Annotated in this window: 27 protein-coding genes; 6 read left to right on the forward strand and 21 right to left on the reverse strand. The window is 47.6% G+C overall.

The features are described from left to right. Positions 1–7: 7 nt before the first annotated feature. Together B2X00_RS07185 and B2X00_RS07190 are read right to left on the reverse strand one after the other, a co-directional pair. A complete protein-coding gene (locus B2X00_RS07185) occupies positions 8–514 on the reverse strand; it encodes a DUF192 domain-containing protein (RefSeq protein ID WP_290486831.1) in 507 nt (168 codons plus the stop codon). A 66-nt stretch (positions 515–580) separates the two neighbouring features. After that, complete coding sequence (locus B2X00_RS07190) at positions 581–1,978, reverse strand: protein adenylyltransferase SelO family protein (protein WP_290486751.1); 1,398 nt, start codon at positions 1,976–1,978, stop codon at positions 581–583. Positions 1,979–2,081: 103 nt separating this feature from the next. Between B2X00_RS07190 and B2X00_RS07195 the strand changes: the two genes are divergently transcribed. Continuing rightward, complete coding sequence (locus tag B2X00_RS07195; protein WP_290486753.1) at positions 2,082–2,975, forward strand: gluconeogenesis factor YvcK family protein; 894 nt, start codon at positions 2,082–2,084, stop codon at positions 2,973–2,975. Here the strand turns inward: B2X00_RS07195 and dcd are convergent. Together dcd and B2X00_RS07205 are read right to left on the reverse strand one after the other, a co-directional pair. Then, the gene (gene dcd, locus B2X00_RS07200) at positions 2,972–3,559 is read right to left on the reverse strand and encodes a dCTP deaminase (RefSeq protein ID WP_071463744.1); all 588 of its coding nucleotides are present in this window, start codon (positions 3,557–3,559) and stop codon (positions 2,972–2,974) included. The genes B2X00_RS07195 and dcd overlap by 4 nt on opposite strands. A 22-nt stretch (positions 3,560–3,581) precedes the next feature. Continuing rightward, positions 3,582–4,601 (reverse strand): Mrp/NBP35 family ATP-binding protein, encoded by a 1,020-nt coding sequence (locus tag B2X00_RS07205; RefSeq protein WP_290486755.1) that lies wholly within the window; start codon positions 4,599–4,601, stop codon positions 3,582–3,584. 89 nt (positions 4,602–4,690) lie between these two features. On the opposite strand from B2X00_RS07205, the gene metG reads away from it, so the two are divergent. Continuing rightward, on the forward strand, positions 4,691–6,733 hold the full coding sequence (gene metG, locus B2X00_RS07210) for a methionine--tRNA ligase (RefSeq protein ID WP_290486757.1): 2,043 nt from the start codon (positions 4,691–4,693) through the stop codon (positions 6,731–6,733). A 9-nt stretch (positions 6,734–6,742) separates the two neighbouring features. On the opposite strand, the gene B2X00_RS07215 is transcribed toward metG, so the two are convergent. Next, entirely contained in the window at positions 6,743–7,024 is a 282-nt protein-coding gene (locus tag B2X00_RS07215; RefSeq protein WP_290486759.1) for a PilZ domain-containing protein, read from the reverse strand. 92 nt (positions 7,025–7,116) lie between these two features. Between B2X00_RS07215 and hspQ the strand changes: the two genes are divergently transcribed. Both hspQ and B2X00_RS07225 read left to right on the forward strand, forming a co-directional pair. Then, positions 7,117–7,440, forward strand: coding sequence for a heat shock protein HspQ (gene hspQ, locus B2X00_RS07220; RefSeq protein ID WP_290486761.1), 324 nt, complete (start codon positions 7,117–7,119; stop codon positions 7,438–7,440). Positions 7,441–7,505: 65 nt separating this feature from the next. Then, on the forward strand, positions 7,506–7,874 hold the full coding sequence (locus tag B2X00_RS07225; RefSeq protein ID WP_290486762.1) for a histidine triad nucleotide-binding protein: 369 nt from the start codon (positions 7,506–7,508) through the stop codon (positions 7,872–7,874). Position 7,875: 1 nt separating this feature from the next. Here B2X00_RS07225 and B2X00_RS07230 read toward each other — a convergent pair whose 3' ends face one another. Beyond that, positions 7,876–8,367: a hypothetical protein gene (locus tag B2X00_RS07230; RefSeq protein ID WP_290486764.1), complete on the reverse strand. Its 492-nt coding sequence runs from the start codon at positions 8,365–8,367 to the stop codon at positions 7,876–7,878. Positions 8,368–8,378: 11 nt separating this feature from the next. Continuing rightward, on the reverse strand, positions 8,379–10,178 hold the full coding sequence (gene ggt / locus B2X00_RS07235) for a gamma-glutamyltransferase (RefSeq protein WP_290486766.1): 1,800 nt from the start codon (positions 10,176–10,178) through the stop codon (positions 8,379–8,381). Between the two features lie 70 nt (positions 10,179–10,248). On the opposite strand from ggt, the gene rrtA reads away from it, so the two are divergent. After that, positions 10,249–10,833: a rhombosortase gene (gene rrtA / locus B2X00_RS07240; RefSeq protein WP_290486768.1), complete on the forward strand. Its 585-nt coding sequence runs from the start codon at positions 10,249–10,251 to the stop codon at positions 10,831–10,833. Here rrtA and B2X00_RS07245 read toward each other — a convergent pair. From B2X00_RS07245 to pspA, 14 genes are all read right to left on the reverse strand, one after another. Further along, positions 10,830–13,325 carry a S9 family peptidase gene (locus tag B2X00_RS07245; protein WP_290486770.1) on the reverse strand — a complete coding sequence of 832 codons (2,496 nt, stop codon included), beginning with the start codon at positions 13,323–13,325 and terminating at the stop codon, positions 10,830–10,832. The genes rrtA and B2X00_RS07245 overlap by 4 nt on opposite strands. Before the next feature lie 11 nt (positions 13,326–13,336). Further along, the gene (maiA, locus tag B2X00_RS07250) at positions 13,337–13,975 is read right to left on the reverse strand and encodes a maleylacetoacetate isomerase (RefSeq protein ID WP_290486833.1); all 639 of its coding nucleotides are present in this window, start codon (positions 13,973–13,975) and stop codon (positions 13,337–13,339) included. Positions 13,976–13,977: 2 nt separating this feature from the next. Further along, a complete protein-coding gene (locus tag B2X00_RS07255; protein ID WP_290486772.1) occupies positions 13,978–15,000 on the reverse strand; it encodes a fumarylacetoacetate hydrolase family protein in 1,023 nt (340 codons plus the stop codon). Positions 15,001–15,006: 6 nt separating this feature from the next. Further along, on the reverse strand, positions 15,007–16,137 hold the full coding sequence (locus tag B2X00_RS07260; protein WP_272978238.1) for a homogentisate 1,2-dioxygenase: 1,131 nt from the start codon (positions 16,135–16,137) through the stop codon (positions 15,007–15,009). Next, a complete protein-coding gene (hppD, locus tag B2X00_RS07265; RefSeq protein ID WP_290486775.1) occupies positions 16,130–17,203 on the reverse strand; it encodes a 4-hydroxyphenylpyruvate dioxygenase in 1,074 nt (357 codons plus the stop codon). Before hppD ends, B2X00_RS07260 begins: the two co-directional genes overlap by 8 nt. 253 nt (positions 17,204–17,456) lie before the next feature. Then, positions 17,457–19,016 (reverse strand): transcriptional regulator TyrR, encoded by a 1,560-nt coding sequence (gene tyrR / locus B2X00_RS07270; RefSeq protein ID WP_290486776.1) that lies wholly within the window; start codon positions 19,014–19,016, stop codon positions 17,457–17,459. Between the two features lie 128 nt (positions 19,017–19,144). Beyond that, positions 19,145–19,483, reverse strand: coding sequence for a 4a-hydroxytetrahydrobiopterin dehydratase (locus B2X00_RS07275; RefSeq protein WP_071463732.1), 339 nt, complete (start codon positions 19,481–19,483; stop codon positions 19,145–19,147). 20 nt (positions 19,484–19,503) lie between these two features. Next, positions 19,504–20,298, reverse strand: coding sequence for a phenylalanine 4-monooxygenase (gene phhA, locus B2X00_RS07280; RefSeq protein ID WP_290486777.1), 795 nt, complete (start codon positions 20,296–20,298; stop codon positions 19,504–19,506). 60 nt (positions 20,299–20,358) lie between these two features. Continuing rightward, the gene (gene megL / locus B2X00_RS07285) at positions 20,359–21,582 is read right to left on the reverse strand and encodes a methionine gamma-lyase (RefSeq protein WP_290486779.1); all 1,224 of its coding nucleotides are present in this window, start codon (positions 21,580–21,582) and stop codon (positions 20,359–20,361) included. Positions 21,583–21,739: 157 nt separating this feature from the next. After that, positions 21,740–22,717, reverse strand: coding sequence for a TIGR01620 family protein (locus tag B2X00_RS07290; protein WP_290486784.1), 978 nt, complete (start codon positions 22,715–22,717; stop codon positions 21,740–21,742). Next, positions 22,714–24,078, reverse strand: a complete 1,365-nt coding sequence (locus tag B2X00_RS07295; protein WP_290486786.1) for a YcjX family protein — start codon at positions 24,076–24,078, stop codon at positions 22,714–22,716. The genes B2X00_RS07290 and B2X00_RS07295 overlap by 4 nt, the downstream gene beginning before the upstream one ends. Next, on the reverse strand, positions 24,075–24,458 hold the full coding sequence (pspC, locus tag B2X00_RS07300; RefSeq protein ID WP_290486791.1) for an envelope stress response membrane protein PspC: 384 nt from the start codon (positions 24,456–24,458) through the stop codon (positions 24,075–24,077). Before pspC ends, B2X00_RS07295 begins: the two co-directional genes overlap by 4 nt. Then, positions 24,455–24,688, reverse strand: a complete 234-nt coding sequence (gene pspB, locus B2X00_RS07305; RefSeq protein ID WP_006956019.1) for an envelope stress response membrane protein PspB — start codon at positions 24,686–24,688, stop codon at positions 24,455–24,457. The genes pspC and pspB overlap by 4 nt, the downstream gene beginning before the upstream one ends. A 23-nt stretch (positions 24,689–24,711) precedes the next feature. Further along, the gene (gene pspA, locus B2X00_RS07310) at positions 24,712–25,389 is read right to left on the reverse strand and encodes a phage shock protein PspA (protein ID WP_071463727.1); all 678 of its coding nucleotides are present in this window, start codon (positions 25,387–25,389) and stop codon (positions 24,712–24,714) included. A 204-nt stretch (positions 25,390–25,593) separates the two neighbouring features. Between pspA and pspF the strand changes: the two genes are divergently transcribed. Continuing rightward, positions 25,594–26,688, forward strand: a complete 1,095-nt coding sequence (gene pspF / locus B2X00_RS07315; RefSeq protein ID WP_290486793.1) for a phage shock protein operon transcriptional activator — start codon at positions 25,594–25,596, stop codon at positions 26,686–26,688. Positions 26,689–26,690: the final 2 nt, after the last annotated feature.

Raw genomic sequence — 26,690 nt, forward strand, 5'->3', positions numbered from 1 at the left:
TCCCCTTTTAGTTATTATGACACTGCTCGTTGTCGTTGAGCGGCGGATTCACACGCACGTGATCACCGATTCGGATATCGTGCTTTGCTAAAAAACCTGCATTGAGTTCCAGTACATCATGATAGGGTTTACCCGGTGCGTAACTGCGACACTGACGCGGATCATCACTGCCACACGGCATCATGGTGAAGGTTTTTACAATACTGCCGTCGTTTGCTAAATAGGCTATATCGAGCGGAATGAGGGTTTGATACATCCAAAAGCCCGACCCCCCGGGTCGCTGGTTCGGGTATCGAAATAACATACCCGAGTATTCCCCCAGTTCAGTGCGCTGCATCAGACCTCGCGCTTGCTGTGCCACACTATCGGCGAACTCGACCTGAATGGGTTGTTTAACGCCATCCAGACACACATAGCCTTGGTCAAAATCTTGTGGTGCAGGTACCGACCACTGTTGCGCAAGCGCACCAAAACTAAATGCACTTGCCACACCTAACAACATTAACTTTTTCATCACTCACATTCCTTTAATGAAGTCTCTTGATTGTGTCCTATCCCAGGGTAAATCGCAATGTCGGTACTAGCTGGAACACGAAAGTGATGTAACCTGCTCGTTACTGTTTGGCGGTTGCTGCCAATAGCTCAGTTCATCGGCACTTAGCGACTGCCCAGTAAGTGCCCCCAGGTAGCTCTGTGCGGCTGTCCATTCACCCTGCTCTGCCTGAGCAATCACCTGCGCTAGATGATGGTTACGTAACGAGACACGCGGGTTGGTCGTTTCCATGACTCCGAGTTGTGGCTGTTGGTCGTTATCGGCCATGTAACACTCATACCAATCTTTAAATAGATCATCGTCTGGCATGGCGCGATCGCCTTTTATTATATCCTGCAACATAATAAAGCTATCTTGGAAGTCCCATTCAAAACGTTGCATCAAGCCCATCCACTCTCCGACCCGTTTAAACGCAACTGAGTCATCACCGTGCATAAGACCTAAGCGTTTTCTCATACGCCCAAGATAACGCTGTTGTAAGAAGTCTTCGTACTCATTTAAAACCGGCGCCAATGCATCGACTGGAAATATCAGTGACAGCGCTTGGCTCAGTCGTTGCAAATTCCATAACCCAACACTCGGTTGTCGCAGAAAGCTATAGCGGCCGCGGTGATCGGTGTGATTAAAAATTTGTTGCGGAATAAACGTATCAAACACCGTATAAGGACCAAAATCAAAGGTGTCACCACATATACTCATATTGTCTGTATTCATCACACCATGGATAAAACCAAACGCTTGCCAGTCAGCAATCATTTCAGCGGTTGCCTTAACCACCGCACGGAATTGCTCAATCGGCTCAGCGTCTGTTAACTGTGGCCAGCAACGCTGCATTACATGTTGCCAAAGCTGCTTTTGTTCAGTGACCAAGCGTTGGCTGTAACAGTATTCAAAGTGACCAAATCGTACATGCGTTTTCGCAACGCGCGTCAACATGGCACCCGGCTCCAAGCGCTCACGCTGTACACCCTGTTGTGAACTGACTAGCGCCAACGCACGGGTTGTAGCAATCCCCCAATGATTCAGTGTTTCACTGGCAAAATACTCACGTAAACTGGATCGAAGAACAGCACGGCCATCGCCGCCCCGACTATAAGCGGTGGGTCCTGCACCCTTTAAATGTAAATCCCAGATTTGTGCTTGTTCATCCTCTATTTCTCCCAGTAGGACACCGCGCCCATCACCTAAATCCGGATTAAAGACACCAAACTGATGACCCACATACTTTTGCGCGTGTCCTGATGTCGGGGGATTACCTAAACACCACTCGCGGAGTACATTGATATCCGCGGCTTTGACTCCGAGTTGATTGGCGAGTGGCTGATTGAACAGCGCCAGGCGCGGCCCTTCCAGCGGCACAATGTTATGCGCACTGACCAAGTTAGGGAATGTTTTGGCGTACTCTTGCGTTAGCACCGGGCTCATAAAACTCCTCTGAAGTGCAGTGGCACTTGCGCTTTAAAGTTTAAATGCGCTATCGTTTTACACATCCTTTTATCATGCATCATACCATTGCTGGGTTAACTCAATGCAACTATCAACGCTTAAACGCGTTACTGCCATCGGTGGCGGACACGGCTTAGGTCGGGTACTTTCATCACTACGCTTTTTAAAGCATCGTTTAGTTGGTGTGGTTACTACCACCGATAACGGGGGTGCCACGGGCTTATTGCGTCAGTCCCACGACTGTATTGCCTGGGGCGATATACGTAATTGTTTATCCCAGTTAGTTGAACAGCCGCTCGCGGCGCAGGTGCTTAATTATCGTTTCAGCGGTGATGACCCATTAGCTGGTCATAATTTTGGTAATTTATTGCTTCATACCTTAGACCAAGTCAGCGCTCGCCCTTCTGATGGCATTCACCTATTGAGTCGACTACTCAACGTCGATACGCGTTTACTTCCCATGTCCGAATGTCCGACCGATTTAATCGCGCTCACTCATGATGATATTGAGTGTCATGGCGAGATATTGATCGATAATTTGCCACACTTACCGCGTTCATTGAAACTCACTAATGACGCCATTGCGACACCTGAAGTGTTACAGCACATCAAAAAAAGCGAATTAGTAATTTTAGGTCCGGGGAGTTTTCTTACGTCGGTGTTACCGCCGTTACTGGTTCCCAAAATTGGAGCAGCACTGGCTTCTACTAAAGCGCGCGTCGTGTTTATTGACAATTTAGTGCATGAAAAAGGCCCGGCGGGCACCATGAATGTGGGCGATAAGCTTAAATTTATTGAACAGCACGTTGGTGCGCCGATTATCGATGCCGTGCTTACCAACTTTACAGATACGTCAGTTAGTATCCCACAGTTGGGCGAGCTTAAGTCAGATCATGATGTGCATTATCGTCATGATACGCACGTACTACTGACTCAACTCGAACAACTTTTAGGTCAACTTAAGACAGCCGCTTAGCCACCATCCGCCGAAATACGTGAAGCGACAGCGCCCTGCTGATCTTTATATTTAGCGTCTGCGCGCTTGTTGTACGGACGCGCACAGGGACTGCTTAACTGTTCAAAGCTGATGGCACCGATTTTCATTCCCGGACGTAGCGCTAATGGCAGTTTACCCCCGTTATAAAACTCGAGTACGATTTGACCTTTCCAGCCCGGATCAATCCGGTGTGCGGTGACGTGCACCATAAGCCCTAGCCGAGCAAGCGAGGAGCGCCCATCAAGCCAGCCAACCATATCATCCGGTAGATGAATCGACTCATGTGTCACGGCCAACGCAAATTCGCCTGGATGAATAAAGAACGCTTGATCGGGCTTTAAGTTTATCTCGTCGCTCATCACTTCGTGAATCGCCGCCTCGATATCTGCACGCGAACCACTTATGTCAATATAAGCAGCCGCATGATCTTGTAATACACGAAACTCGCTTCCAAGATGAATATCGAGTGTAACACCCGAGATGTTTTGTTGACTCGGCGTCGGTTCGATGCCGATACGACCATCTGCCAAGGCTTGTTCTATTTCATGATCCGTTAAGCGCATACCATCCCCTTTTTTATTTATCTTACACCGATTGTTGTTTCAGGTGATAGAGTTCCGCTACCACACGTTGAGCCGTGTGCTGTTGTAGCTCGGACAGTTCGAGTGACGTGTGCTTTTGTGAAGCATCGAGCTGTGCACCAAACTCAGGCGTGAGTGGCCATTGGCCTAAATTGGCAACGGCGTGACGGGTGGCTAGTTGGTCGCCCCCGCCTTGCCCAAATAAGTGTGACGCCGTGCCACAATGACCGCACTCAAAATAACTCATATTTTCTAAGACACCAATCAATGGTATCTCAAGACGTTCAAACATGCTGACACCTTTTTCAGCATCTTTAAGTGCGACATTCTGAGGCGTTGTCACCACGACTGCGCCTGTGACCGGTAACTGTTGTGCCATGGTCAACTGAATATCGCCGGTGCCCGGTGGCATATCGACTATCAAATAATCCAATAAGCCCCAGTCCGTATCATTAAATAGTTGCTGTAAGGCACGACTTGCCATCGGTCCGCGCCAAATTGTGGCATCGTTATCATCGACCAAATAGCCAATCGAGTTGGCCACTAAACCTTCATACTGAATTGGCTGCAGTTTATCATTTTTCACCTCCAGCTTATGCTCAGGCTGACCCAACATGGTGGGTATAGAGGGGCCATAGATATCCGCATCAAGCAGTCCGACGCGCGCGCCCATCCGACTCAAAGCAAGTGCCAACGAAACACTAACTGACGACTTACCAACGCCGCCTTTGCCCGACGATACGACAATGACATTGCCGGTTTTCATCGGTTGGTCGGGTTTACTATTCGACAAGCGTTTCACCCGACAATCAACTGCCCACGTCCAGCCGCTTAAATCGGGATCATTGTTAATAGCGTCTAACAAAGAGGTTTTTTCTATCGCGAAAGGAAACGTTAGCTTGGCCGTATGTGCGTCACTGTCGATACTGAGCCAATCCGTTGAGATGCCATGTTCGCAGGCAGGATGGTGTAAATCAGACAGTAAGGCTGCCAGTTGTTCATTTTTTGCTGAAAACGACTTCATCAGCCACCTCTTGGCTCTGTGTATCATCTGTATCCTATGATAATATTTAGCATTATCTAATCATAACACTGATGGAAGCTAATTCTCGCATGAGCCACACTGATCGTAAAATTTTGGTGACAAACGCGTTGCCCTACGCGAACGGTCCAATTCATATTGGCCACCTTTTAGGCTATATCCAGGCGGATATTTGGGTTCGTTTTCAAAAGCTACGTGGTCATGAGTGCCACTATATGTGCGCTGACGATGCTCACGGCACCCCGATTATGCTTAAAGCTCAACAGCTGGGCATTACTCCTGAACAAATGATAGGCGATATGCAACGCTCGCATGAAGCTGATTTTGCAGGTTTTAATATCGGCTTTGACGACTATTACACAACCCACAGTGAAGAAAACAAAGTATTGGCAGAAACTATCTACCAACGCTTAGACGACGCCGGTCATATCAAAACTGAAGTGATTGAACAGTTATATGATCCCGAGAAGCAAATGTTCCTACCTGACCGCTTCGTTAAGGGTGACTGCCCCGAGTGCGGTGCTGAAGATCAGTATGGTGATAACTGTGACGTGTGCGGCGCGACCTATGCACCCACCGATTTGAAAAATCCACGCTCGGTGGTATCAGGAGCGACACCTGAGTTACGTCAATCAGAGCATTACTTTTTTGATCTTCCGGCATTTGGCGACATGCTAAAGAGCTGGACGCGCTCGGGCTCTTTGCAAGGTGAAATGGCCAATAAATTGAATGAGTGGTTCGAGCAAGGCTTGCAACGCTGGGATATTTCTCGCGATGCGCCTTACTTTGGCTTCAAAATTCCTGGCACCGAAGATAAATACTTCTATGTTTGGTTGGATGCCCCCATTGGATACATGAGTAGCTTTAAGCACTACTGTGATACAACCGGTAACGCTAACTGGGATGAGTATTGGCAAGCCGATAGTAACGCCGAAGTCTATCACTTCATTGGTAAGGACATTATCTACTTCCATAGTTTGTTTTGGCCCGCCATGTTGAAAGGGGCGCAGTTCCGTCAACCGACCAACGTGTGGGCACATGGTTTTATTACGGTTAACGGCACCAAGATGTCGAAGTCTAAGGGCACCTTCATCAAAGCACGTACGTACCTTGACCATTTGAATCCTGAGTATTTGCGTTACTACTTTGCAGCCAAGCTGACGAGTCGTATTGACGATTTGGATTTAAATTTGACTGACTTTGCTCAACGCGTGAATTCTGATCTGGTTGGTAAGGTGATTAATATTGCCAGCCGCTGCGCCGGCTTTATCACCAAAAAATTCGACGGTAAGCTCTCTGCTTCGGTAGCTGACTCTGCGTTGTTGGAAGACTTTCAGCAGGTAGGCACTGAGATTGCCGATCTGTATGAACAGCGCGAGTTTTCTAAAGCGATGCGCGAAATAATGACCTTGGCTGATCGCGCGAATCAGTACATCGCAGATAAAGAACCATGGCAACTGATTAAAAATCCGGATGCAGCCAGTGAGGTGCATGATATTTGCTCGCTTGGTATCAATTTATTCCGCATTCTGATGGTATACCTTACGCCAGTGGTGCCTGAACTTTCTAAATCGGTTCAGCATTTCTTAAATGACCAGTTTACCTGGGAAAGCCACAAACAGGTTTTAACCAACCACCCTATTGATAAGTTTAAAGCATTGATGCAACGCGTAGAAATGAAGGACATTGAGCAGATGTTAGAAGACTCAAAAGAGCAACAAGCGGCCGCGGCAACACCAGCGGTCAAGGCTGAGGTTAACGATGAACTCAGCAAGGAGCCCATTGCAGAAACTATTAACTTTGATGAATTTGCGAAAGTTGATTTGCGCGTGGCTCTGATTGTTAATGCTGAGCACGTTGAAGGGGCAGACAAATTACTTAAGTTGACATTAGATTTGGGCGGCGAACAGCGCCAAGTGTTTGCGGGGATAAAGTCTGCATACGCACCTGAAAGTCTGATTGGTCAACACACCGTTATGGTGGCTAATCTGGCGCCGCGTAAAATGCGCTTTGGAATGTCGGAAGGCATGGTGCTAGCGGCCGGCCCAGGTAAAGATGAAATTTATATCTTAAATCCACACGAAGGCGCTAAACCTGGCATGCGTGTTATGTAAACCGTCAGGTTACGACACATCGATGAGCTTACATCCATGTTCGTAACCTGAGTCACCGGCATCGTCCACCCGCACGACGATGCCGGTAGCGCGTAAGTCAGCGGTACTGCCTGCTGCTCTTACAATCACGTCAAAATGTGTTCCAACATCAAGCCGTTCCGGCAATATCAACAGAACACCATGCGCACTTAAGTCACAACACTCGCCCGTTAATGTCTTATTATTTACCTCGACAGAGGCGGGTGTTTTAACAGGCACTCGACGGTCACTACGTTTGTCATCATCGTGCATTGTGTCGTTCCTAAAGTTTTGAAATTTACATTCAGGAATAGCACACACTGGCCGATAAGAAAATAACAATGCTTCATGATGGTGAGAAAATAGTGGCTTTTAATAATCAAAATTCTATTGTGCGCGCGTCTTTTAACTTAGGTCAGCCCATTAAACATAGCTTATACGGCTATGAAGGTGTCGTTGTAGATGTCGACGCTGCCTTCAGCTTGAGCGATGACTGGTATCAACGCCAGGTATTCTCCGGGGCCAATAAAGACCAACCGTGGTATCTCATTTTAGTAAAAAACTCATCGATTCAAACCTATGTGGCGGAGAGTTGCTTACGTGAAGTCGATAGCCAGCCTCGGGTGAACCAATCGCTACTGCGTCAAATTAGCGACCCTGCGTTAGCTGGATTACAAAAACACAGTTGATCCATTGCCCTACTATGAGCCTAAATGTACCATGAGGGTAACGTACTTATAAGGGACATAAGGTTATGGTAGAAGAAACTATTTTCACCAAAATTATTAATCGCGAGATTCCTGCGGATATCGTGTACGAAGACGATCACGCACTCGCGTTTAAGGACATCAATCCTCAAGCCCCCGTGCACCTGCTCATTATTCCCAAAAAAGCGATCGCTACCATCAATGATATTGATGAGGAAGATGCGGGTCTGGTCGGTCACTTGTACGTGGTTGCAGGTAAACTAGCCGTGCAGTATGGATTCGCAAAAGACGGCTATCGCTGCGTGATGAACTGTAATGAGCACGGCGGCCAATCGGTGTACCATATTCACTTACACTTGTTGGCGGGCAAACCCTTAGGTTGGCCCCCCTATACGGATAAGCCAAAGCAAGTTTGAGTTAAGGTCGATAGCGTGGGTCAAGAATTTGATCCACGCGCCACACGTTCTTTTCTTTAACTAATACAATATCTCGACGGTCTTTCACCATCTCACCATCATACGAGCCATCAAAAACCAGTGTGACACGTTGCTCGTCGTCACGATTCAAGTACTGCTTAAATGATGATGGGTCGATAGAAATTTCGACGCGATCAAAGTAGCGGTTTAACACATAACGTTGTACGGCGCTTACAGAACCGTAGTGCTCTATTAACTGAGACATTCGTTCAGAAGCAAAGTGCTTTGCCACATTTAAATCATCCTCGCGATAAATCGCATAGTAAAAACTCAATGCGGCATGCATTTTGCTCTGAGTTTCGTGACTGGTCTCTTGCCCCATACTATTGGTGTAGCTGGTTTCTTTGGCAGGCTCACAGCCTGCCAATACGCTTAAGATCACGACGACAAAAGCAACTGAGCAACACCTAACGTTAAACTTGGTATTAATCATTACTCGCTACCTTATTGCCCCATTACAATGCCTTCGCGACGCGGATCCGCACCACCTTGTAACTGCCCGTTGGGTAACACCGTAATGCCGTGAATACCGCTGTTTAAATCAATGATTTTGACATCATGACCGCGCTTTTCTAAAGCTTCTTTCAGCGTTGCAATATCACGACCTTTCTCCAGCGCAGTATAATCATTACGATTAGTCACGTGACCTAAATCAATGGCTTGTTGCATGTCTAAATTCCAATCGAGCAACCCCACAACCGTTTGGGTGACATAATTGATAATTCGACTGCCACCAGGCGATCCCAACGCATGCACAACGTGGTCGCCCGCTTCGTTGAGTACGATGGTCGGTGACATGGAACTACGAGGACGTTTACCCGGTTGCACACGGTTTGCTATTTTACGTCCAGCCTCGTCCATCGGTGTTAGCGAGAAGTCGGTAAGTTGGTTATTTAAAATAAATCCACCTGCCATGACCGTAGAGCCAAAGCCCATCTCTATGCTGGTGGTCATGGAAATGACGTTGCCTTCGCTGTCGACAATCGACATATGACTCGTGTTGGGTCGTTCATAAGCAATGTCTTGCTCATACTCAGGCTTCAAGTATAAACCCGGCTTAGCTTTGCCCATATCACGCTCATCGATTTGCTTTGCGCGTTTAGCGAGATAGTCGTTGTTCAACATGCCCTGCATCGGGACGGATACAAAATCTGGATCCGCAATCCATTGATTACGATCGGCAAAAGCCAGTCGAGAGGCTTGGGTAAAGTGATGGGCAAACTGTTCGCCATTTACTTTCCATGACGAGACATCATAGTTCTGCAATATACCCAGTGTTTGCAACGTCGTCAGACCACCAGAGCTCGGCGGTCCCATACCACAGACCTGATACTGACGATACGCATCACAGACCGGTTCGCGGATAATCGCCTGGTACTGGGCTAAATCCTTGGTACTTAGAACGCCAGGCGCTATCGGACTATTCCGCACCGCATCAACAATTTTTTCGGCTAATGGGCCTTGGTAAAACGCATCCGCACCCTGCTTAGCAATCAAGCTCAGGCTATCGGCATAAGCTTTGTTGACCAAAGTCATGCCTGCTTCAATCGGCTGCCCATCAGGAAACAGATAATCTGAAATCGTTGGCATTTTCTTAACGCCTGGGTTGATTTCGCTTTCGACCAACTTAGCTAACCGAGGCGAGACTTCAAACCCGTTCTCAGCTAGATTAATCGCATCTTCAAACAACGGTTGCCAATTTAATTGGCCCCATTTTTGGTGTGCTAATTCCAAGCCACGCAGTACACCGGGTGTTCCCACAGAACGGCCACCTACGACCGCTTCGATCCATGGCGGGGCATTACCGTCCTCGTCAAGAAATAGCGCTTCAGTCGCTTCCATCGGCGCTGTCTCGCGCGCATCGATGGTATACAGTTTTTGTTGCTCGTTATCCCAATAAAGAATAAACGCACCACCACCGATACCGGACGACTGCGGCTCTGTTAAGCCAAGCATTGCTTGTACCGCAATTGCGGCATCAACGGCACTACCGCCTTGTTTTAAAACCTTATAGCCAGCCTCTACGGCATGGGGGTTGGCTGCAGTCACCATAAAGTTATCCGTTACGACTGCTTTTTTATCCGCAAAACCCGTCGCTACTTCTGGCTCGCGCGCTTCTTGCTTTGGCTCAGAGTCTTGTGATGCCGCTGTCGCGCTAGCACTTGTTTGAGTAGGAGAGCAAGCGGCGAGTAATGCCGCGGCGATAGACGATAAAATCCAATGCGAGGTATTAATTGACTTCATGATAGCCCTAACATCTGGTACAAGTAGTGCTCTCTATCATACGGAGCAACAGGAGAACAGGCAAACGCTTATGAACAAAACCCAATCACTCACCAGTGGAGCAATGGCGGCAGCCGTGTTGATTTTAATATCGTTAGTCATGCAATGGCTGCCCTACCACGCAATTTTGACTTATAACAGTGCTCAACTGGGTGAAAGTATCTGGACTTTAGTCAGCGCTCCGTTAGTGCATTTGGATTGGAATCACTGGCTATTTAATATGGCTGGACTCGCATTGGTCGTCGGCATTTTTAATGACCAATTCGATATGCGTCAGTTATTCAATAATTATTTGCTTATCAGTGTAATAAGCGGTGGTCTGCTATGGCTGTGGCCGGAGACGATAGAATATGTCGGATTATCGGGTGTGCTACATGGCCTACTACTGGTATGCCTCATCAATGCGACACTCAAGCAGCCTTGGTACCTAGCAGTCATTGTGGTTTTACTGGGTAAAGTAATTGCCGAGCTAGCAGGCTTTAGACCTGACCATTTTGTCGGTCCGGATGTCGCCTTGATTCATGCAGCCGGCATGATTGCTGGCGGAGTTACTTGGTTCCTGCAACGACGTCGGTTAGCCGACGCCGTAAACAGGCAGAAAACACAGCAGGATTAATCCTGCTGTAGGTTTTCCTCAAACAGCTTATAAATACGACGGTATTCGTTTAACCAACTCTCCGGCTGACGGAAACCATGAGGCTCCACTGGATAAATCGCGGTTTCCCAGTCGGTCTTTTTCAACTCAATCAAACGTTGTACAAGACGCACACTGTCTTGGAAGAATACGTTGTCATCTACCATCGGTGAGTTGATCAATAACGCGTCTTCTAAACCATCCGCAAAATAAATGGGAGAGCTACGACGGTAAGCGATCGCATCATCCTGCGGTAAGTTAAGAATATTGGACGTATAACCTGTGTTGTAATGTGCCCAGTCGGTCACCGGACGCAACGCCGAGCCGGCTTGGAATAAGCCAGGTTCTTTAAATAGCGCCATAAAGGTTAAAAAGCCACCATACGAGCCACCATAAGTACCCATGCGCTCGCCATCAACATTAACATTGGTTTGTAGCCAATCCGTTACGTCGACCAAATCTTCAACCTCAGGCGTGCCCATTTGGCGATAGATTGCGGTGCGCCAATCACGTCCGTAACCTTTAGAACCTCGGTAATCGAGATCAGCCACGACATAACCTTGCTTGTTAAGGAAGCTATGGAACATAAATTCACGGAAATAACCAGACCAGCCCATGTGCGCATTTTGTAGGTAGCCCGCGCCGTGAATAAAGACGACTGCCGGATATTCTTCTGCTCGTTCGGCATCAAAGCCTTCCGGTTTGTATACCCGTGTATAAATCGGTTCATCTACGTGGGATGAAGCAATGGGTACGATTTCCGGCGCGGTCCAGTCGATACTTAAAAACTTCTCCGACACAGTGTGTGTAAGTCGCTGTGCTTCGTCTGTCGCATCTGCATTCTTAACGTAAAGCTCAGGCGGCATCAGTGGTGTCGAATATGTCAGGAGTAACTTCTCACTCGTTGGACTTAATTCGTAGCCCGTCATTCCACCTAAGTCAGTGAGCTGTTCGGGTTCACTTGAGCCATCTACTGCGACACGATAAATCTCATAAATACCGGGGTGGGGTTGATTGGCTTGAAAGTACAACTGACTGCTGTCAGCCGATAGTGTCGGTGTTTCCACCACGTATTGGCCTTCAGTCAATTGCGTGGTTTGTTTATCGAGATCACGCGCATACAGATGTGAGTAGCCATCCGCTTCGGACATGAACCAAAGCGTATCGTGATCGACCCAACCAAACTCATTGTGTGTGTAATTAATCCATGCATCGTCGTGTAAGCGATCTTGCTGCTCTAACTGCTTAGCGCCGAAGTCGACGGTCGCAATCCAACGATCCTTGTTGTCCCAAGCTTCGAGCATAACGGCCACTTCCGAACCTTCTTGGTTCCACTGAATCGCACCGTTTTCCCAGCCCCAGTCAGCCATCAACTGAATAGCACGAGGTTCTTTTTTGCTTTCGTATGACTGACCTTCCGCTTTGGCATTTTCAGATTTTACCGCAGCCAACACGTCTTCGTTCCAGCCGTCGAGTGTGTTGTAGGTCAAACTCGTTTGAGTGTGCGTCTGCAGATCCAGCAACACTAACTGATGTTGCTGAGGTTTTGCATCGGCGACACGGCGACGCACTTTCTCCGGCTCAATGCGACCATCTTCTGTGATGTAGTTCGGCATGATATCGCCGTCATCGCGCCAACTCTGTGGCTCGGACATAGCAACCAACAGGTAACGTCCGTTCGGCGACAGGCGTCCATCGACCCATTGCATACGTTTATCAAGATAAAACGCCTGCGGCGCTAATGTGTCATTTTGTTGCTGTAACTGCTGCTGATATTCAAACTGTTCCGCACGATTTTTACGCTCTTTCTGTACGAACTGAATCAGCTTCTGTTCTTCCTTAGCGATATAGTCAGCCGGCGCTTCATTGGCTTGTGGCTCGTCAGCGAACTGGATATCAGCCATTTGCTGTGACAAACCTGAACGTACGTCGATACGGAAAAACTGCTGGCCCTGCTGATAACTTAACGAGCCATCCGCCATCGCTTGAAGGTTGTGCTGACGCTCGCTATCGCGTGTAAGTTGCTTTACTTCTCCATTACCAAAACGTACAAACACGTTACCTTTAAAGGTGTATGCTAACCAGTCACCCGCTACCGACGATTCTTTTTCGTCAGCGATATAAAGGTGTTGCTCCGAGAGTGGCACAGCCTGCGGCTCACCTTGTCCACCCTTAATTATCATTAAGTCGCGAACTTCACTACCTTCGCGTTTTTGGTAGAACAGGATATCTTGCCCGTCTAAGCTCCAAAACGCGTTTTCAGGAAAGCGCCCCATCCAATCGGGATCAGCCATGATTTGCTCAAGGGTAAGCTCAGCCACGCCCTCAGCCGAAGCCAGTGGGTCTGCTTTTAAAGTTGCGGGTGTGGGCGCCTTTTGAGTGGTTGTAGATTGCGCAACCGTGCTTTGAGTGGATGCGCAAGACGCAGTGACGAGCGCCGCGCTCAGTGCGATCACCAAACGGGATTTTTGCATACTGATTTCCTTTATTGTGCGTCGGGTTGATTTTCCGGTAAGGCTTGTTGAACCGCATCCAGCTTTATTAAATTGCTGTGTACACGCAATAGGTTTGGATAGTCGTCTAGCGGCACATTAAACCGAACTGCGTTGTACACTTGCGGCAACAAACAAATATCTGCCAATGTTACCGAATTTCCAAAGCAATAATCACCTGCATAATCGGCAAGCCGCTGTTCAAATGCGGTAAAGCTCTTCGTGACCCAGTGATGGATCCACTCAACTTTCTGTTCATCACTGCATTTAAGCGTGCCCGTCAAATACTGCAATACACGCAGGTTGGTTACGGGTTGCAGCTCACACGCTAGATCATAGGCGAGCGCGCGCACTTGCGCTTTGGCAACATGTTCCGCGGGTAGCAAAGGATTATCGGGGTAACAATCATCGAGATATTCGAGAATGGCTAGCGACTGATTGAGTTTAACGTCACCATCAATCAACGTAGGGACGAGTTCAGAAGGGTTTAGTTTCCGGTACGCTTCACTATGCTGCTCACCGCCATCTTTGACTAGGTGAACCGGGTGATAAGTATAGTCGCACTGTTTAAATGCCAGTCCTAAGCGCACACGAAAACTGGCGCTTGAGCGCCAGTATCCGTAAAGTTCCATCATTATTTCGGTCCTTTGTATTGCACCACTTTTTGGTCGATAGCGCCGAAGATCGACTCGCCATCGGCGTTTTTCATTTCAAAATGGATGGTATCACCAAAGTCCATAAACTGGGTCGTGGGCTGTCCGTCACGAATAGTTTCGATCATACGCACTTCTGCAATACAGCTAGACCCTACGCCGCCTTCGGCGATCGCTGTCCCATGATCGGTACCCTGCTTATTAGATACTGTACCTGAACCAATGATTGCACCGGCGCCCAAATGGCGAGTTTTTGCTGCGTGAGCAACCAACTGCGCGAAGTTAAATGTCATGTCTTCGCCCGCGTTAGGCTTACCGAAAGGCTTTCCGTTGTATTGTGATAACAGCGGTAAATGCACTTTGCTGTCTTGCCATGCGTCACCCAACTCGTCCGGAGTGACGGCAACCGGCGAAAATGCAGATGAGGGTTTACTTTGGAAAAAGCCGAAGCCTTTACCCAGCTCACCCGGAATCAGGCCACGTAAAGATACATCATTGACCAACATCAATAATTTAATGTGTTGGCTGGCATCTTTGGCTTCAATCCCCATCGGGACATCGTCAGTGATGACTGCGATTTCGCCTTCAAAATCGATGCCCCACTCATTGCTCGCCATCTCAATATCATCGTGCGGAGCAAGGAAGTCATCTGAACCCCCTTGATACATCAATGGATCTTCCCAAAAGCTCGGTGGCATTTCAGCGCCGCGTGCTTTACGTACCAACTCAACGTGATTCACGTAAGCGCTGCCATCAGCCCACTGATAAGCCCGTGGTAGCGGTGACTCACACAAATGCTGCTCAAATGTCACAGCCCCTTCAACATCACCTTGATTCAGTGATTGATAAACCGCGTCAGCTTTTGGCGCAAGCTCGTCCCAGTTATCAACGAGCTCTTGCATACAACTCGCGATGGCTGGAATGGCTACTGCTTTGGTTAAGTCACGGCTGACGACCATCAGCTGGCCGTCGCGCGTACCATTTCGATAGGTTGCTAGTTTCATATTGTTTTACTTCTCCTTCCAACTGAACACGTAGTCGGGATTCTCAACACTCATTGCCGCATCGGATGCTTCTAATGCATCGCGCGTGTCGAGCATGACTGCGACTTCATCGGTGAATTTCTTTTTATGTTCTAGACCCGCTTTAAAGGCTTTTGGGTGTGGTCCGTGGGTAAAACCTGCCGGGTGAAAGGTCACCATACCACGATCGATGTTATCGCGACTAAAGAAGTCACCTTCGTGATAAAACAACACTTCGTCATAATCATCATTATTATGATAAAACGGCACTTTCAATGCACCTGGATCGCTCTCGATAGGACGAGGAACAAAGGTACACACCACAAATCGCTCCGCAACGAACGTCGTATGCGCTGAAGGCGGCAAATGGTAGCGGTGACTCATCAACGGGCGAATATCACGCCAATTAAGTCGAACCGGTGCCAAATCGCCATGCCAACCCACCGCGTCCAACGGATTAAACGGATAGGTAATCACCGAAACTTGCTGGTGACGTTTGACGAAGGTTTGCGTCTGCTCTTCGCTATATTGTGCCTTGAAGGCATCATCAATCGCCGGTGTATCGAGTACTGCCGGGTCGAAAATCGCATGGTTACCGACCAGTCCTTTTTCAGGTAACTGATACGCACCATTAGTCGCTTCGATCATCAACAGCTGCATTGGCTCTTCGGGCTCAATGCGCCAGCTTGTTGAGCGTGGAATAAGAAAGTAGTCGCCTTTAACAAGCTTGATATGACCATAATCGCAAAATACATGACCACTGCCCTCATGAACGAACAGCAAGTCATCACCGTCCGCATTGCGCACCAGATAGTTCATCTTACTTTGGCAGTGCCATAAACGAAACTTACAGTTGGCGTTCTCAAGCAGGTTATTCACTAACCAGGGGTTTTCTTGATCGAGGTCTTTCAGTTGATTAAAGTCGAAGGCGCGCGGACGCAACGGTCCTTGCCAATCCGACCAACCTGTCGGTGCGTGCTGATGATGGAAATGAGTAGCAGGGCCGAAGAATCCACTTCGACCCGCTTCACGTTCATACATCGCCTGCTCAGGAAAGTCAGCATGAGCCTGCCGTGAATGCGCGCCTTCCTGTTTGGGAAAGCTGATCCACTTACGCATCGCTCAATACTCCTCGACGGATTTGGTCTTCTTCGATACTTTCGAATAAGGCTTTGAAGTTACCTTCACCAAAACCTTCGTTACCTTTACGCTGAATAATTTCAAAAAACACCGGACCAATCACGGTTTGGGTAAAGATTTGTAGCAAGATGCCATCTTTCATCGGCGCGCCGTCGATCAAAATACGCTGGTCGCGAAGTGCTTCAACGTCTTCTTCATGACCTTCTACACGCTCATTGATTTTCTCGTAGTAAGTATCTGGCGTATCCATGAATTCCATACCGATACTGCGCAAATCTTTTACTGTTTTATAGATATTGTCACTGGTCAATGCAATGTGTTGAATGCCTTCACCGTTATACTCGCGTAAATACTCTTCAATTTGCGATTTATCATCGTGCGATTCGTTGATTGGGATACGGATTTTGCCACACGGAGCCGTCATGGCGCGACTTAATAAACCCGTGAGCTTGCCTTCGATATCGAAATAACGAATCTCACGGAAGTTACCGATGCGCTCATAAAAGCCTGCCCATGTATCCATATTGCCGCGGAACACGTTGTGAGTCAGGTGATCGATTTCATACAGACCTGCTGCATGTGACGACATTTTTTCTTGCCAGTCGGGATAGAATTCAAAGTGATCCGTGTAAACAGCCATATCCTTGTAGTTATCGATAAAGTACAACGCACTCTCACCGATACCGTATACCGCTGGAATTTCTTCAATCACGCCCTGGTCGCCAGGAAAGGCTTTGGCGCCATTGTCTAACGCGTGCTCCAATGCTTTTTTTGCATCCGCTACGCGCCATGCCATGCCACATACGCTGGGACCGTGTTTTTTAGCAAATTCCTCGGCTTGCCCACCCACTTGTGAGTTGATCACGAACTGAATATCGTTTTGCTTATAAAGCCAGGCCTCTTTGCTTTTATGCTTAGCCACTTCGGTGAAGCCTAACTTATCAAACAAATCTTTAAGGGCTGCAATACCTTTTGCATCAGGTGCGGTGTATTCAACAAACTCAAAACCATCAGTATTTAGTGGATTATAATTAATGTCGCTCATAACTACTTCCTTCTGTGTTCGATTACATCGGTGTTTTTTTGTTTTATGTAACCGTTACTTTAGGGGGCTTGGCTGAAATGAGCGAGTAAAGCGTGAAAACTTCAGAAGCTAAGGCGGAGCGAAACTTTGTAACCTTTTATTTACAAAAAAAAGAGAGCGCGTTAAGACGCGCTCTGCTCATGGACTCAAATAAATATGTCGTAAACTTTAGTATACACCTTGTCATGAGGTGTTATAAAAAGTTTACAGCGGATTAAGACTGGCTTTTCTTACGCTGTTTACCAATCCCATAATCGCGCAACTTATTCGCGACTGCCGTATGCGAAAGACCCAGACGACGTGCCAATTGCCGCGTACTTGGAAAGCTCGGATAAAGCCGTTTTAAGACGGTACTCTCGAAACGACGCACCGCCTCATCCAAACTGATATCTTCAATTTCAATGGCTAACGGATCATCATCTACTTGCGCTTCGGGTAACTTAACATCATTCGCCTCGAGCACGTCGCCGTCGAGCATAGACACAGAACGGAACATCGTATTTTCCAACTGCCGCACGTTACCTGGCCATTGATAGCTCTTTATACGATCTTTTGCTGAACGACTCAGTTTGACGAGGCTGCGTCCGAGCGATTTACACGCTTGCGAAATAAAGTGTTCAGCCAGTAGCACTGTATCCGCTTTACGTTCCCGCAGTGCGGGTACATTCAATGCGAGCACGTTGAGTCGGTAGTATAAGTCTTCGCGAAAAGCCCCCGCCTCAACCAACTCATAAAGATGGTTTTGTGCAGTACATATGACTCGTACATCGACGCTGACTTCTTGCTCTTCGCCGATACGACGGAACACACCATGTTCTAAAAAGCGCAATAGCTTTGCCTGCAGATTAATCGACATCTCCCCGACTGAGTCCAGTAACACCGTACCGCCAGCGGCTTGTTCTAATACGCCGGTCTTTTTAGCACTGTGTTCTGACAAGCTGCCTGCGCCGTGACCAAATAATTCACTCTCGGCAACATTATCAGGTAATGCGGCGCAATTAATCGCCAAAAACGGTTTATCGGCGCGGGCAGATGCTTGATGGCACGCCTTCGCCAGCAATTCTTTGCCAACGCCTGTTTCACCCTCGATTAAAAGTGGCGCATCAAGTTCTGCCATGCGCTGTGCTTCTTTGATCACTTTCTTGAACGCGGCGTTTTCAGTCAATAACCGATCGAAGGCAGAGTCGTTTTTATTATTCTGCCACTGAGCGACGTTTGGCTCGGTCTTACAGGTTAAAACAGCGCCGGCAAATGACCGACTGCTATCCTCTCCTGTCACCCAAATAGGCAGAATCTGTGCGTAGTACTCGGCATTGTTAATTACAACCGCCTCAAAAACCGGTTCTTTTGGTTGTTTGTCAAGCCACCGGGCGAGTCCAAACCCAGTGATAAATTGTGATAAATACTCACCGTTAAGGGTGTCTTTCGGCGCACCTAATAGCTGCGCTGCCGCATCATTAATAATGTCGACACGCCCTTTTATATCAATAGATATCACCGGATCGGGCAACGTGCTTAGGAGTAAATCAAATTCAAAATGCTCACGCTCAAAAGGCATGTAAGGGATGGTCTTCACATCGATAACATTTGGAATTCGACGTATTTGTGGCATTAAGTGGCTGAAGTCTTCAAACGCGAGTTCTGGAAAGTTTAGATAAATCTTTCCGCGCGGATCAATTTCAATACCTCTTAAATCGATTTCTTGATCGCGAAGTATCTGCAATACATCAAGGCATATGCCCAAACGGTCATCGCAGGTTATCTCTAGTCTCATGTCATTCGTTCAGGTTGAGAGATCTGTAAAGTATATCGTACAGGATATTCAAGCGTGGATACAGGAAAACCCTAGCCGTTGAGCTAGGGTTTTCGACGTTCTATCGAACTATTTGACAAATCTTAAGCTTATTTTAAGATTTCGTCCGTTTTCGCAGCCATGACAAAGTCGTTTTTGTGTAAGCCATTAATTGCGTGGGTCCACCACGTTACCGTCGCCTTACCCCATTCAGTGATAATTTCTGGGTGGTGCTTCTCAGCCTCAGCGATTTCGCCGACTTTATTGGTGAATTCTAATGCTTGGCGGAAATTTTTGAATTTAAATTCGCGACGTAACATCATCACACCGTCGTCACTGACCGGCGTCCACTCAGGGATTTCGCGCATTAACGATGCCAACTCATCATCACTGACCTTAGGTGCGTCTGCGTTACATGCTTCACAATGTTCTTGATTTAATGCAGCCATATAAATACTCCTATTAATTATTATGCCGCGTCTTTAGGCGGAAATTTTGGTTCAAAGAGTCCCAGTTCCATCGCCTCGCGTACCAACGCCATGATATCCATATCTGAAATCTCAAATAGTTCATCAACGCTGTTGATGGTGTAGTACACGGGCTGAATAATATCGATCCGATATGGGGTTCGCAGTGCATCCAACGCTTTCAATGGGTGGCGTTCAGGTTTCTCACTGTTCACCGCATATTCAGTTTCCGCCGGTGAGGATAAAATACCACCACCATAAATGCGGATGCCTTCATCCGTTTGTAACAAGCCGAATTCAACAGTAAACCAGTATAGGCGAGCCAAGTAAACGCGTTCTTTGGGTGTCGCCGCATAACCCAGCTTGCCATATTGATGTGTAAAGTGGGCAAATGCAGGGTTGGTCAACAGCGGGCAATGTCCGAAGATTTCGTGAAAAATGTCGGGCTCTTGCAAATAGTCGAACTCTTCTCGTGTGCGAATAAATGTGGCGACTGGGAACTGCTTGTTAGCCAATAACCGAAAGAATTCGTCAAATGGAATCAGTGCCGGCACTGCAGCAACCTGCCAACCAGTTTCGCGCTCCAGCACTTCATTAAGCTCGTGCAATTGCGGTATACGATCTTTTGGCAAGTCGAGTAGCTCGAGTCCTTTCATGTACTCATCACACGCTTTGCCTGGAATGCACTTAAGTTGACGATCGACTAAGTCGTGCCAAACCTGATTCTCCTCATCAGTCCAATGGATGATTCCCTCGGCATCGGGCTGTTTGGATACGTAATTACTCTCTTTACCCATGATTATGCCTCTTCTTGCTGTTCTAATTTAAGTGTAGATTAATAATTAAAGTCTGTATGGCTAGGCCGAATCACGCCAGCGGCTGGCAACACTATCAAGCGCTTGCTTCAGGTCAGCGATGATATCGTTAGCATCCTCTAAACCCACGGCAATACGCAGTAGCGTATCGCTAATGCCCGCGGCTTGACGCGCCTCAGGTGTATACGGTGAATGCGTCATAGAGGCTGGATGTTGAATCAAGGTCTCGGCGTCCCCCAAACTCACCGCGAGTGCAATCATGTCTAGCGCATCCAAAAATGCGCGCGCTCCCGACTCATCACTGTGCAGCTCAAATGCAATCACAGCGCCTGCGCGTTGCATTTGCGACCCCACCAAATCGTGTTTGGGGTGGTTCGCTAATCCCGGATAGTAGATTTTCTTTACCCGTTCATGCTGCTGCAAGAAACTGACAACTTTCTCGGCGTTATCGCAATGTCTTTGCATGCGAACGTCGAGTGTTTTGAGACCTCGCAAAATGAGCCAAGCATCATGGGGACTCATCGTCGCGCCCATATCTTTCAGCGTTGTCATTTTAATATCGGCGATGGTTTCTTCGTCACCACATACGATACCCGCCACGACATCACCGTGGCCGTTTAGAAATTTCGTAGCACTGTGAATCACAATATCTGCACCTAGTGACTTAGGCTGCTGCAGCAAAGGCGTCATAAAGGTATTGTCGACGATTAGCTTAGCTGCACTGCTACCCATGGCAGTTTTGATTGCGGCAATATCAAGTAGCTTTAAATGTGGGTTAGCGGGCGTCTCGATAAACACAAACCGCGTATTATCGCGCAAATGCGCGGTAATTTGGTCTGGGTCGGCCATATCAATAAATTCAGCCTCGATACCAAACCGCTCAAATAACTCACTGAACAATGCGAAGCTACAGCCATAAATCGCGTCCGAGACCAACACGTGATCACCTGAACGCACGAGTGCCATGGTTGTAGCTGCAATCGCTCCCATGCCGGTCGCGCTTGCGGCGGCGGCTGAAAAACCTTCGAGTCCGGCGACGCGAGTTTCTAATTGGGTGATCGTAGGATTACCAAGACGGCTGTAGATGTAGCCTGGTTCTTCACCGGCAAATCGAGCGCTCCCCTGATCAGCGTGACTAAATTTAAATGTCGATGTTTGATACAGCGGAGCAACTAACGCACCCTCAGGATCCTGCGGCGCTTTGCCGCCATGGATGACTTGCGTGGCTAATTGATGATGTTCCGTTGACTGCTTACCTTCGCTCATTATTCCGTCCCAAAGTCACGACCAAAAAGTCTTCATTTGTCATATTTTTGTTATGGAATAAGAGTGCAGTCAGACGCTATCAAAAGGCAATGCTTCAGCAGCCGACATTTATGCAAGCGGCTGTAACGCTATTTTTCCACTTAACTGGTCTAACCAGCTATAATGATTGACTGTTTTGGCTTGGCGCGTGATCGGATTTGCCTTTAAACATTGTTGGAAACTGTTTTGCTAAATCCTTAACCAACAGCTTTTGCATGGATAGTAAGCTCGGTTTTTGCGTGTATACGTAGGGTAAAGGTCTGACCAAACGTATTGTTTGCAAACCTAAACGTGCCGTTAGTAATCCCGCGCCTACGCCCTGCGCCGCTCGTGCTGAGAGCCGTGCAACCAACTCGGTACTCAACCACTGACTGCCCATATCAACAATGAGCTCGCTGACGCCGGCGTAGGCAAGATTGGTCAATATTTGACGCCATAATTTTATGCGACTCCAATAACCGAGCTTCACACCGTAAAGTTGTGACAATTCGCTAATCATACGTTGGTTGCGCCAAAGCAACAGAAGCATATCAGCCAGACTACTTGGACTGATAGCGACCAACGCAGCTGCTTCTAAGGACCACTTACGGATCCGACGCACGGCAGTTTGATCCACTTTAGCTAAAATGTCGTGTTCAAACCGTGTCGTCACTTCAGTATCAGTCCAATGCGACTGACGCTGTTGCTGCCACTGTTGTTCTAAATCGGGCCGTTGCAATGCCCGAATATGTGATTGCTCGTCAAAGTGCGTTTGCATCTGCCAACGCTGCTTCAACTTTCTTAACAGCCACCACTCACGAATAAAAAAGCCAAATAGCGTCAAACACAGCATCACACTTATCACGAGCCACAGCGAGCCAAGCCAGAATGACGCTTGAAAGGCGGAATAGATGCCGAGCACGGTCTCCGTCAGCACTCCGATCAATACGGCTATTAGTGTCACCCTTGCCAGTTTTCGCAGTTTAGTGCTGCCTTTTCGCTGTGTTGATACCGCAATCGTTTTAGCCGCATCCGCATTCATATCTGCGGTCTCGTCCTCAACCGTATCAACGGGCTCGTCAATAGCATAAAACTTTAATTGGCTATCCTGCTTCACTTCAACTTATCTCCTAACAGAAACTCGAGTAGCTGATCGAGCCGAATGTGCGGTAAAGGCGAATCAGCGGCGCTAAAGTGCGGAACGAATTGTGGAAATTCAAAGCCCTGCTGCCACTGATCGGCATTGGGTAACTGCGTAGGAACCGCAGGTGCGCCAATACGCACTTTTTGATTGCCTTTTAAGTAACCGTCTAACACCACGGTACCATCGCTTAAACGCCCTGCTTTACTGGTTGCAATACCGGCCACGGCGAATAGTTCATGTTCGATCCGTTCAAACTGAAAGTGCTGGCGTGAACGACGTAACATCTCAGCTAACAATTGATTCAGTGCCTGTTGCCCATCCGGTCCCACATGGTCGACTTTGGACGCCACCAACGCTACTTTATCGATAGCGGGTGAAATTATCCGCCTCAACAGCGCGTTCTCGCCATATTCAAAACTATTTAACAGACCCGTGAGCGTTTCTATCAGCTCATCAAAGCGCGCCTTTCCCTGTTCGAGCGCGGTGAGCACGTCTACCAAAATGACTTGTCGGTTAAATCCCTGAAAGTGATTCTTATAAAACGGTTTGATGACCTGTTCCTTATAACGCTCAAATACGCGCTTTAAATGTTCAAATTGCGTAGCGTTTTGATCACTGAATGGCCAAGGGAAAAATGCCAATACAGGCGCTCCTTCGAGTTGTCCCGGAAGCAAATGACGACCTGGTTGCAGGTTGTAAAAGCCCGCTGCTTGAGCTGATTTTAAAGCCTGCTGGTAACCCTGTGCCAGCTCTCGCAGGGTCGTATCAGATACAGGTCCATTTTCAAGTTGCGATTGAGCCTGCTGATACCATGACGCAAAATGGTTGGCGCGCTCACCTTGTTGATTCAATTGGTTCTGCTGAGCGGACCACGCACCGTAATGGCTTTGCAGTAGTGGTAAGTCTAATAACCATTCACCGGGATAGTCGACCAACTCAACCACGAGTCGACGCTCATCCATTAGATGTTTAGCAAGACCAGAACGTGGCTGATATTTGATTTCAAAGCGAATTTCACTCACGTCACGCGTAGACGAGGGCCAACTTGGATGTGCTGAAGTAAGCACTTTCACCGCCTCTTCATACGCGAACCGTGGCGTCGACCAATCACGATTCTCTATCAGACGACTGCCTAGCAAACGGCCAGAATGTTTAACTTGCCAGAACGCTAACTGCTTCGCATCGTAACCGTTCAGCACTTGCTCAAGCATACCGGTAATGAGTGCCGTTTTGCCCGCCCCGCTGAGGCCTGTAACCGCCAGTCTAATATGACGATCAAACCCACGATTGATGAGATCGCGGGTTTGTTGTTGAGTCTTTTTCAGTGAAATCACAGCTGTTTTAATTCACGGTTCAAATTGTATTGTGTTGAAGTGACGTATTTTTCCATCCGTTGCACTTGTTCATCCAACGATTTCAATTCTTGTTCCATTTCTACGACAGCTTGGCTTGCGGGTTTACCACCACCATACACACGCGTCTTGATGTGCATATCATGATGCCCTTCCGAGCGCGGCTTTTTATCTAAAATTAACCAACCCGCGATATACAGTATGAGAAAGAAACCTTGAGAGAAAATAAGGCCGGTGAAAAAAATCAACCGCACCACCCAGGTTTCGATATTTAAGTAGTCGGCAAGGCCGGCGCAAACGCCGGCGATTTTACCTGTTTCTGCATTGCGTTGGAGCTGACGTTTGCGTTCAGTAGCACTCATTTGTGTTCCCTCCAGCTAGGTGAGTCAGCATCTAAGATGCGTTCAAGCGTTTGCACGCGTTCACGCATTTTCTCAACTCGCTCACTCATTTGATTCAGTTGGCTGCGTTCTTCTTCACTGATACCTTGGCTCGCATTACGCTTGCTCTTGTAATGAAGAATCAACCAAATGGGGGCGACAATCACCAAAAATATGATAATCGGCGCCATCAAAAACTCTAGAAAGTCCATATTGCTTCGTCCTAAAGGCTAAGTTATTGACTGTTCTCGTTCTTTTTTGCGTTCATGCGCGCTTTTAAAGCCTCGAGTTCATCAGTCACTTTACTCTCATTTTCGAGCTCTGCAAATTCATCACGCAAAGTTCGTTTGCCCATATCGTAAGCATCAACTTGCGCTTCAATATCGTCAATTTTGGCTTCATAGCGATCGAACTTCATCATCGCTTCGTCTACTTTGCCACTATCAACTTGTTTGCGCACTTGCAAACGGCTTGAAGCGGTTTTCTCGCGCATCAGAATCGTCTTTTGACGTGCTTTTGCATCGGCGAGCTTTTCCTGCAACTGTGAAATTTCATCGTTCAGTTTCGATAAGCTCTCATCAACTCGCTCTAACTCTTGCTGTAATGAGTCAACCGCTTGCTGCGCTTTTTGCTTCTCAATTAACGCCTGTTTTGCAAGATCCTCGCGCTCTTTAGAGAGTGCCAACTCAGCTTTGTTTTCCCAATCCAACACTTCGTGCTCAACGCGTTGCTGTTGACGTTGTACGTCTTTCTTTTCAGCAATCAAGCGCGCTGATGTTGAGCGCACTTCAACTAATGTGTCTTCCATTTCTTGAATGATGAGGCGAACCATTTTTTGTGGATCTTCTGCCTTATCAAGCAGTGAGTTGATATTTGAGTTAACAATATCGCTAAAGCGTGAAAAGATACCCATAACTAATACCCCTTAGTGTTAAATACAAATTGGGTCTTACGACCGTGCCAAGATCTATTCAATATCCACGCCAACTTGTATTTAATTTCTAATTTATTGTTTTTACTTGATTTTTTTATTTATTACGATTTTTAGCACTTGCCTTTTTATGTAAATTTGACTAATAATTAGCAAAAATAACTATAAAAATGGAAAAATAATCAAATGAGTCGAAGCCGCCCTTCCGATAATCTAATTGGTCAGTCAAATAGTTTTATCGAAGTCCTCGAGCACGTGTCTCAGGTTGCTCCGTTGAGCAAGCCTATCCTCATTATTGGTGAACGCGGAACAGGTAAAGAGCTGATTGCAGCACGATGTCACTACCTGTCTCAGCGTTGGGACCAAAAATACGTCACGCTGAATTGTGCCTCGTTAAACGATAATTTACTAGAGAGCGAGCTCTTCGGTCACGAATCGGGTGCCTTTACCGGTGCATCAAAACGTCACGAGGGACGTTTTGAACGTGCCGATGGCGGCAGCTTATTTTTGGATGAGTTGGCCAACACCTCGATGCTGGTGCAAGAAAAGCTACTGCGCGTGATCGAATACGGTGAGTTTGAGCGTGTGGGTGGCACCCGCCCCATCAAAGTAGACACCCGCCTTATTGCCGCGACCAACGAAGATTTACCAAGCTTGGCGGCAGCTGGAAAGTTCCGACATGACTTGCTCGACCGTTTAGCCTTCGATGTGATCACCTTACCGCCCCTACGTCATCGTCGCGAAGACATCATGGTGTTAGCCGAGCATTTTGCCATTAATATGGCGCGCGAATTAGAATATGAACTATTCAGCGGCTTTAGTGAACGCGCTAAACGTGCGCTATTGGATTATGACTGGCCGGGTAACGTGCGTGAGCTTAAAAATGTTATCGAGCGCAGTGTCTATCGAACGGGCAATGGTCATATTCCGGTGACTGAAATTATATTCGATGCCTTTGACAGCCCATTTCGTCCACAAAGTCATCTACCCATTCGTGAAACGAGCAGTCCGTCTGTGTCACAACCAGAGCCAACCCAAGCCTCAAACGATGATGACACGCCAACCGAACAAGATGTAAACGACACGGCGCCGCATCGGATAAACTTAGAAAACCCCATCGACTTGAAAGAACAATCGCAACAATTTGAGATTCAATTGCTGACCGAGGCCCTGAAGTTATGTCAATATAACCAGAAGCGCACGGCTAAGCATTTAGGTTTAACTTATCATCAATTGCGTGGCTATCTGAAGAAATACCAATTGCTCGAAGGAACGCAATAATA

This window comes from Idiomarina sp. UBA3162 (assembly GCF_002364475.1).
In the GTDB taxonomy this organism is placed as follows: domain Bacteria; phylum Pseudomonadota; class Gammaproteobacteria; order Enterobacterales; family Alteromonadaceae; genus Idiomarina.